Origin of the sequence: Bradyrhizobium neotropicale (assembly GCF_001641695.1) — a bacterium.
Lineage (GTDB): Bacteria > Pseudomonadota > Alphaproteobacteria > Rhizobiales > Xanthobacteraceae > Bradyrhizobium > Bradyrhizobium neotropicale.
On record NZ_LSEF01000089.1, the window covers coordinates 211,920 to 218,182 of the forward strand.

Sequence of the window (6,263 nt, forward strand, 5' to 3'; positions counted from 1 at the left end):
CCGGCTCGCCAGCGCCAGCGCGATGCTGTTGTTTCACGCAACCGCCGTCCTCGCCGCCGTCGCCTTGCTTGCGCGCGGCCTTCTGCACGGCGGAATTGGCCTCATCGCAGCGTTCGGCTTCGTGATTGCGGCGACGCTGTTCGCGGGCGACCTGACGCTGCGCCAATACGCCGGCCATTCGCTGTTTCCCTACGCCGCGCCGACCGGCGGAACGCTGCTGATCTTGAGCTGGCTGGCCGTGAGCGTGGCGGCGGTGTGGCCGGGGAAATGACGCTCGTGCCCCGGACGCGGTGCGGCACCTGAAGCGCGTTTACGCGCGTCTTCGACGCGCTATGGTGATGCGCCGCGTCCGGGGCGCGAAGACCACTTTGCGCCCGCCCCGCCAATCGGATAGAACGCGGCCCGACAGTCCCGCCAGCGAGATCCGCCCCATGACCGACATCTCCCCGCTCGACCAGGCCCGCATCCTGTCCGAAGCGCTGCCGCACATGCAGCAGTACGACGAAGAAACCATCGTCATCAAATATGGCGGCCATGCCATGGGCGACGAGGAAACCGCGAAGAACTTTGCCCGCGACATCGTGCTGCTCGAGCAGACCGCGATCAATCCGGTGGTGGTGCATGGCGGCGGGCCGCAGATCGCGACCATGCTGAAGCGCCTCGGCATCGTCTCGGAATTCGCCGCGGGCCTGCGCATCACCGATGCCGCGACCATCGAGGTCGTCGAGATGGTGCTCGCCGGCTCGGTCAACAAGCAGATCGTCGGCTACATCAATGATGCCGGCGGCAAGGCGGTGGGACTCTCCGGCAAGGACGGCAACATGGTGAAGGCGTCCAAGACGACGCGCACCATGGTCGATCCGGACTCGCACATCGAGAAGGCGGTCGATCTCGGCTTCGTCGGCGACCCCGAGAAGGTCGACCTCACGCTGCTCAACCAGCTCATCGGCTACGAGCTGATCCCGGTGCTGGCGCCGCTTGCGACATCGCATGACGGCCAAACGCTGAACATCAACGGCGACACCTTCGCGGGTGCAATCGCCGGCGCGCTGAAGGCAAAGCGCCTCCTGCTGCTCACCGACGTGCCGGGCGTGCTCGACAAGTCGAAGAAGCTGATCCCGCAGCTCTCGGTGAAGGACGCGCGCAAACTGATCGCCGACGGCACCATTTCCGGCGGCATGATCCCGAAGGTCGAGACCTGCATCTACGCGCTCGAACAGGGCGTGGAGGGCGTCGTCATCATCGACGGCAAGATGCAGCACGCCGTGCTGCTCGAGCTCTTCACCAACCAGGGCACGGGCACGCTGATCCATAAGTGATGGAAGAGCGGACAAAGAAAGGCGTCATGGCCGGGCAAGAGCGCGAAGCGCGTCTTCGCTCAAATGTCCCGGCCATCCACGACCTTTCTCGCGGCACTGACGAGCGGAGAGCAAGGCCACTCCGCCGTTCCGCCCTGACCCGCTTCCTGATGACGCTGCCGGCGGCCGTCGTCTCGTTCGTCTTCTCCTCCGCACCGTCCATCGCCGACCTCAAGATCTGCAACCGCATGTCCTATGTGGTGGAGGCCGCGATCGGCATTGACGACAAGGCGGCGACCGCGACGCGAGGCTGGTTCCGGATCGATCCCGCCACCTGCCGCGTGGTGGTGCAGGGCACGCTCTCCGCCGATCGCATCCTGCTCAATGCCCGCGCGCTCGGCGTCTATGGCGCCTCGCCGATCCCACAGAACGGCAGCGACATGCTCTGCGTGGCGCAGGACAATTTCGTCATCGCCGCAGCGCGGCAATGCCGCAGCGGCCAGACCCAGGCCGCCTTTACCCAGATCACGCCGACCCAAGGCGATGACGGCAATTTCGTCGCTTATCTCGCCGAGGACTCCGAATATGACGACGAGCAGGCGCGGCTCGCCGGCATCCAGCGGCTGCTGGTGATCGCAGGCTATGATGCGGCGCCGATCGACGGCGTCGACGGGCCGAAGACGCAGGGAGCGCTTGCCGCCTTCCTGAAGAGCCGCGGGCTCTCGTCCGACATCGTGTCCTCGCCGAATCTGTTCAAGACCATGGTGGATGCCGTGCAGACGCCCTCGGCGAGCGGGCTGACCTGGTGCAACGACACGCCGCACAAGGTGATGGCGGCGGTTGCCACCGACGACGGCAAGGCGGTGACGAGCCGCGGCTGGTATCGCATCGATCCCGGCAAATGCCTGCACCCGGATGTGACAGGCCAGCCGAAGCAGATCTTCAGCTTCGCGGAGGCGGTCGATGGCGACAACCGAACCATCAAGCTGAAGGACCGGCCGCTGAACTGGGGTGGCGACAGGCAGCTCTGCACGCGCGAGAGCAAGTTCGAAACCAGCGAGCAGAACGATTGTCCGGCGCGCGGTTTTGCGGCGACGGGCTTTGGCGCCGTGGATATGTCGAGCGGCGGCAAGACGCTGCGCTTTGCGATGCCGTGATGTGATGGTGGTGACGCCACACATCCCATCGTCGTTCTGGCGAAAGCCAGGACGACGATCGAGGGCGGGGTCGCGGCCACGGTCAACGGATGGAGATTTGAGATGAAATCCCCCCGCACCTTCACGCACGTCGACACCTGGGTGTTCGACCTCGACAACACGCTCTATCCGCATCACGTCAACCTGTGGCAGCAGGTCGATGCGCGGATCGGGGAGTTCGTTTGCAGCTGGCTGAACGTCACGCCGGAAGAAGCGCGAAAACTTCAGAAGGACTATTACCGGCGCTTCGGCACCACGATGCGCGGCATGATGACCCTGCATGGCGTGCGTGCCGACGACTACCTCGCCTATGTCCACAAGATCGACCATTCGCCGCTGGAGCCGAACCCCGCGCTCGGCGAAGCCATCGCGAAACTTCCCGGACGCAAGCTGATCCTGACCAACGGTTCTGTCGACCACGTCGATGCGGTGCTGGCGCGGCTCGGTCTGGCCACGCATTTCGACGCGGTGTTCGACATCATCGCGGCCGGGTTCGAGCCCAAGCCGGCGCCGCAGACCTACGAAAAATTCCTCGCCGACCATGCGGTCGATCCGACCCGCGCCGCGATGTTCGAGGACCTCGCCCGCAACCTCACCGTCCCGCACGAACTCGGCATGACCACCGTCCTGGTGGTGCCCGACGGCACGCAGGAGGTGGTGCGCGAGGACTGGGAACTGGAAGGGCGGGATGCCGCCCATGTCGACCACGTCACGGATGATCTGGCTGGGTTTTTGGCGAAGCTGTCGCGTTGAATCCGTAGCGGCGGTGAAGCCCGAATGAGGCGTCATACCCCGCGACCCGGCTACGCCAAGGCTTCGCCGGGGCTTACGCTCTTGGGACGCCGAAGCTTTAGCGTAGGCGGCAAGCGGGGTATCCAGTAATCACTGCTATCTCGATTCATCACAACCGCCGCGGCGTACTGGATCACCCGCTTTCGCGGGTGATGACGGAGAACCCAAGCTTGACTCCTCTCCTCCAAATCCCGAAAAAGCCTCCCAATCCATCACAAATCCTGCCCTTCTGAGAGGAAATTCCGATGTCCCTCCAAGCCCTCGAATCCACCATCAACAGCGCTTTCGACGCGCGCGACGGCATCTCGACCTCGACCAAGGGCGAGGTCCGCGAGGCCGTGGATCAGGCGCTGGAGATCCTGGACAAGGGCGAGGCGCGCGTCGCCGAGCGCGGGGCTGACGGCAAGTGGAAGGTCAATCAATGGCTGAAGAAGGCCGTGCTGCTCTCCTTCCGCCTCAACGACATGGGCGTCATTCCCGGCGGTCCGGGCAAGGCCAATTGGTGGGACAAGGTGCCCTCGAAGTTCGAGGGCTGGGGCGAGAACCGTTTTCGCGACGCCGGTTTTCGCGCGGTGCCGGGAGCGGTCGTCCGCCGCTCGGCCTTCATCGCCAAGAACGTCGTGCTGATGCCTTCCTTCGTCAATCTCGGCGCTTATGTCGATGAGAGCACCATGGTCGACACCTGGGCCACGGTCGGCTCGTGCGCCCAGATCGGCAAGCGCGTGCATATCTCCGGCGGCGCCGGCATCGGCGGCGTGCTCGAGCCGCTGCAGGCCGAGCCTGTCATCGTCGAGGACGATTGCTTCATCGGCGCGCGCTCGGAGGTCGCCGAAGGCGTGATCGTGCGCAAGGGCGCGGTGCTGGCGATGGGCGTGTTCCTGGGCGCCTCGACCAAGATCGTCGACCGCGAGACCGGCGAAACATTCATCGGCGAAGTGCCGGAATATTCGGTGGTCGTGCCCGGCGCCTTGCCCGGCAAGCCCATGAAGAACGGCCAGATCGGTCCCAGCACCGCCTGCGCGGTCATCGTCAAGCGCGTCGACGAGCGCACCCGCGCCAAGACCAGCATCAACGAGCTGCTGCGGGATTAAGACTCTCTCCTCTCCCTCTCCCCGCCCTTCGCGGGGAGAGGGTTGGGGTGAGGGGCTGCTTCCGCAAAGACGGTGACTATTGCCCTCGCGGAGAGCCCCCTCACCCGGTCGCTTCGCGACCGACCTCTCCCCGCAAGCGGGGCGAGGTGACCCGCGGCCCCAGCCCGCTCAATCGAACCCTCCCTCCTTCCATCGCGACCAATCGCCGGGCGGCCTCGACCGCCCGGAGCCTTTGGTATGGACTGGACCTGGTACCTCTTCCGCTTCGACGGCCGCATCAACCGCGCGCTGCTGTGGCAGGCGCTGCTGATCGTCGCGCTGCTGGCGGCCCTGCTGGAGATCATCAGTCAGGCCATCGGGGTCCTTGAAGGGACCAGATCCTTCTCCACCAGCTTCGAGTTCGACTTCGACTTCGGCCTCGACGATCTCTTCAAGATGGTCGATCCCCGGGCCTATCGTCATCTGGCATCCGCCAACCGCGCGCCCCTCATCCTGAGAGCGTTCGGCACCTCGCTATTCCTGTGGATCTACCTTGCGACCGCGATCAAGCGGCTGCACGACCGCGACAGGACCGGCTGGTGGATCATTCCGTTCTTCGTCGTGCCCGGCCTGTTCGGCCAGTTCTCGGACTTGCTGCCCAAGTCGAACTGGATGCTTCCCTACAGCCTGGCCGCCTCCATCCTGTGGCTGTGGGGCACCATCGAGATGTTCTTCGTACCCGGTAGCGCGAGCCACAACCGGTTCGGTCCCGATCCGCTGGCCGAATTCGAGGAAAGCCCGGCATCCACCTCTCGTCCAGCGAAAAGCTGGGACCAGCTGAGCGAGCTCGAATTTGCCCCGCCCAGCGCTAGCTTTGGTGTCTCAGGAGGTTGTCCATCTGGTCTGAACCGAGGAAGCTGAGGTTGCGAAGCTTCAACGTTTCCACGGAGAGACCAGATGAACGTCCACAAGAATGCGCCTTTGACGCCCACAGGTCGAGAGGCGATGGTGCGAGGCGTGGTCGAGGACGGACTGAGCCAGGCTGCCGCGGCTGACCAGTTCAACACGACACCGAAAACGGTAGCCAAATGGGTCGAGCGGTTCCGCGCAGCAGGTGTCGAGGGATTGCGTGATCGTTCCTCCAGACCCCTTTCATCGCCAAGCCAAACCCCGCGGGCCACGTGCGAGGCCGTCGAGGCGTTGCGCCGGCAGCGCCACACCGGCAAGCAGATCGCAGCCGAGGTTGGGCTGTCACGGGCCACCGTCAGCCGCATACTCCGCCGCCTGGGATTAAGCCGGACACGCGATCTGGAGCCGGCCGAGCCGGTGCGCCGCTACGAGCGCGAGCAGCCCGGCGAGCTGATCCATATCGACATCAAGAAGCTCGGCAGGTTCGTCAGACCCGGCCACCGCATCACGCACGATCGTCAGAAGGGTGAAAGCCGCGGCGCCGGCCACGAGTTCGTCCACGTGGCGATCGACGATGCATCGCGCCTGGCCTTCTCCCAGATCCGGCGTGATCAGAAAAAGGAAAGTGCCATCGCCTTCCTCAGGGAAGCCGTCGCTTACTACCGCAGCCTCGGTATGAAGGTCACCGGCATCATGACCGACAATGGCTCTTGCTACCGTGCCAAGGCCTTCGCCAGAGCGTGCGGGAAGCTCGGCCTCAGGCACATCTTCACCAGACCATATCGGCCCCAAACAAACGGCAAGGCCGAACGCTTCATCCAGACAGCGCTGCGCGAGTGGGCTTACGCTCGCTCCTACGACACCTCAGACCAGCGCGCCAAAAACCTGCCAATCTGGCTTCAGCACTACAACTGGCATCGCCCACACGGTAGTTTGCAAGCCAAACCACCCATCAGCCGCCTCCGTCTCCCGGAGGACGACCTGTTGAGATTCCACAG

7 protein-coding genes are annotated in these 6,263 nt (G+C 64.6%); all 7 read left to right on the forward strand.

The features are described 5' to 3' along the window. Positions 1-271, forward strand: a 271-nt coding sequence (locus AXW67_RS29105; protein ID WP_245315771.1) for a DUF423 domain-containing protein, incomplete at its 5' end; no start/stop codon positions are given. Between the two features lie 160 nt (positions 272-431). Further along, positions 432-1,319 (forward strand): acetylglutamate kinase, encoded by an 888-nt coding sequence (argB, locus tag AXW67_RS29110; protein WP_027552138.1) that lies wholly within the window; start codon positions 432-434, stop codon positions 1,317-1,319. Positions 1,320-1,468: 149 nt separating this feature from the next. After that, a complete protein-coding gene (locus AXW67_RS29115; RefSeq protein ID WP_063680656.1) occupies positions 1,469-2,455 on the forward strand; it encodes a DUF1036 domain-containing protein in 987 nt (328 codons plus the stop codon). Positions 2,456-2,557: 102 nt separating this feature from the next. Further along, positions 2,558-3,247, forward strand: coding sequence for a pyrimidine 5'-nucleotidase (locus AXW67_RS29120; RefSeq protein WP_063680657.1), 690 nt, complete (start codon positions 2,558-2,560; stop codon positions 3,245-3,247). A gap of 284 nt (positions 3,248-3,531) precedes the next feature. Beyond that, positions 3,532-4,377: a 2,3,4,5-tetrahydropyridine-2,6-dicarboxylate N-succinyltransferase gene (gene dapD / locus AXW67_RS29125; RefSeq protein ID WP_063680658.1), complete on the forward strand. Its 846-nt coding sequence runs from the start codon at positions 3,532-3,534 to the stop codon at positions 4,375-4,377. A 237-nt stretch (positions 4,378-4,614) separates the two neighbouring features. Continuing rightward, positions 4,615-5,277 carry a DUF805 domain-containing protein gene (locus AXW67_RS29130; protein WP_063680659.1) on the forward strand — a complete coding sequence of 221 codons (663 nt, stop codon included), beginning with the start codon at positions 4,615-4,617 and terminating at the stop codon, positions 5,275-5,277. Between the two features lie 36 nt (positions 5,278-5,313). Beyond that, the coding region (locus tag AXW67_RS29135) for an IS481 family transposase (RefSeq protein WP_082907694.1) at positions 5,314-6,263 on the forward strand (950 nt) is incomplete at its 3' end.